General features: G+C 43.9%; 2 protein-coding genes. Both read right to left on the reverse strand.

Annotated elements, in window-relative coordinates; translation table 11 throughout:
* The coding region (locus R7R78_RS24780) for a heme biosynthesis HemY N-terminal domain-containing protein (protein ID WP_318119556.1) at positions 1 to 594 on the reverse strand (594 nt) is incomplete at its 3' end.
* Positions 594 to 941, reverse strand: a 348-nt coding sequence (locus R7R78_RS24785) for a uroporphyrinogen-III C-methyltransferase (protein WP_225474455.1), incomplete at its 5' end; no start/stop codon positions are given. The genes R7R78_RS24780 and R7R78_RS24785, both read right to left, overlap by 1 nt.

Genomic DNA, 941 nt, shown 5'->3' on the forward strand with positions numbered 1-941 from the left:
CTGCATGTAAGTTGTTTTGAGTAAGTTCAAGACAATCGAGTTATTTGGGTATTGGCCTTTTAGCGATTGCAGGGTATCGAAAGCGGCTTCGAACTCATTATCACGAATAAATTGCTTGGCTCGAGTCAGTTCGACAGCGAGATGAGCATTCTCCTGTTGGCTAGCTAATGCAAGATAATGATCGCGTCTTGCTTTATCACCTTGACCTTGGGCTGCTTCAGAAGCAACGAGGTAGCAAAGTAGTGGCATATCGTGGTGATTTGCCCAACGAGTGACTTTCTTTTCAGCACCTTTCCAATCACCTTCAAGGAGCTTGATAATGCCTTCATTGGTGTAGCGACGAGAACGACGCATTTTACGTACGCTGAAGTAGTTCCAAGTGCTTGAGCTTGCGTAAACCAACTTTTTAATCAGGTATTCAAGGAGGAAAAGACCAGCTAGCGCAGCGATAACGAAGATCACCAAAGTGGTTACGCTCATTTCGATGGTCTTGTTTGCTATTGAGATCAGTACATATCCTTGTTGACCAGAAAACTGAGTACCGGCAAATAGACCTGCACCTAGAACGACAAATAGGAAAATAAGGCGAATCATTATTTATCCCCCGTACCTGTCATTGTTGTGACTTCACGACGTAGTCGCTCACGAATTACATCCGATAGCTGAGATTGGCTTTCCAGTTTTGCAGGGTACTCAACTTGAATATTTTGTTGGCTTAATTGGTTGAGTGCTTTGTTGAATTCTTTCACCGCATTGTCGTCTTGATTGAAGAAAGCCATCGCCCACTTGTCAGCTGTCGTTAACGACGTGGTGTAGATTTCGCCTTGCTCTTGGTAAACCGCTTTGATTGCTGTTTCCAGTTTGGCCTTGATGTTTTCTTTTAAATAGAAATGCTGCTCTGGAGACAATAATGGGATGACGTTGCCATCGCGAGTACGGAA

This window comes from Vibrio sp. 2134-1 (genome assembly GCF_033339495.1).